Raw genomic sequence first — 1,382 nt, 5'->3', positions numbered from 1 at the left:
TTGTTTGAAGTGAGGGATTCCTACGAACTCCGTTCTATCGAACAGATATTTAGTAGGCTAACCCCGTAGCCCCTACGGTTAGAAGTCTTATCGCTTCATTTTTAATATTTTGTCCTGCGTTAATATCTCTATCGTGATGTATTCCACAAGATGGGCAATCCCATTCACGAAGATTTAGATGCTTAACGTCTTTGTTTTTGTATCCGCAACACGAACACAATTGAGAACTTGCAAACGTTTTAGATACCGCAACAACTTGTTTGCCGTACCATTTCGCTTTGTATTCAAGCATCGTTCTGAATTGATACCAAGATACTTCACTAATAGATTTGGCTAACTTATGATTCTTTAGCATATTACTTACTTGCAAATTTTCAATACCGATTACATCGTGGTTTTTGATGATTTCAGTAGAGATTTTTTGCAAGTAATCTGTTCTTGCATTGGTGATTTTTTCGTGAATACGCGCAACTTTAATTCGTTGTTTATTCCAATTAGAACCGCCTTTTGTGCGTCTGGAAAGGATACGTTGTGCGTTTGCTAATTTTTCTTCAAGTTTACGAAACCACTTTGGATTTTCGTATGGTGTTCCATCTGAAAGAGTTGCGAAGGTTTTTAATCCAACATCTATACCAATAGAAGAACCTGTTTTTTCTAATGGTTGCACCTCTGTTTCTACAAGAATGGAAACAAAATATTTACCACTCGGATTACGTCTAACCGTAGCGTTAAGAATACGACCATGTACTTCACGACTTTTTGCAAAGCGAACAAGACCAAGTTTCGGCAATTTAATTTTGTTGCCTACAATGGCAATGTTTCCATTCGTGTGTTTTGTTGTATAAGATTGAACCTTATTCTTTTTGGACTTGAAGCGAGGTGCATCGTTTTGCTTCTTAAAGAAGCGAGAATAAGCATCAGCGAGGTTTTTGAGTGAAGATTGAATCGCAATGCTGTCCACCTCTTTTAACCAAACTACTTCTTTCTTTAATTGGGTTAATTGAGAAGAACACGAATTGTAAGTCAAACCTTTTCTTGTTGCCTTATAAGTATCGTTCCATTTTGCGAGGAAATGATTGAATACAAAACGAGAACAACCGATTGTTTTAGCAATCAGTATTTCTTGTTCTTTGCTTGGATAGATACGAAATTTATATGCTTTATTGACCAACATGACTTTCACCTCCTTGTGTGTTATGATATACATATTATATCATAGTTGATATTTATTTTATATTATTTTGGAGGTGAAAACATGGAAAAACAATCAGTCGTATTACGATTTCCTAAAATTCTTTTAGATAGAGTGGACGCATACAAAAAGAAAAAGGGTTTTGGAACTCGTACACAAACTATTTTTCATCTATTACAGATAGCACTCG

At 35.5% G+C, this 1,382-nt stretch carries 1 protein-coding gene; it reads right to left on the bottom strand.

Annotated features, from left to right (window positions below; genetic code table 11):
• Positions 1-49: 49 nt before the first annotated feature.
• Positions 50-1,174 (bottom strand): IS200/IS605 family element RNA-guided endonuclease TnpB, encoded by a 1,125-nt coding sequence (gene tnpB, locus CH76_RS13255; RefSeq protein ID WP_036147360.1) that lies wholly within the window; start codon positions 1,172-1,174, stop codon positions 50-52.
• Positions 1,175-1,382: the final 208 nt, after the last annotated feature.

Origin of the sequence: Lysinibacillus sp. BF-4, assembly GCF_000743635.1 — a bacterium.
Lineage (GTDB): Bacteria > Bacillota > Bacilli > Bacillales_A > Planococcaceae > Metalysinibacillus > Metalysinibacillus saudimassiliensis.
The sequence above is the reverse complement of the archived record's forward strand: the minus strand, read 5'-3'. Positions and strand labels throughout refer to the sequence as shown.

Bases quoted from the DNA above. Each gene is read 5' to 3' on its own strand.
- tnpB (WP_036147360.1), bottom strand. From the start codon at position 1,174: ATGTTGGTCAATAAAGCATATAAATTTCGTATCTATCCAAGCAAAGAA.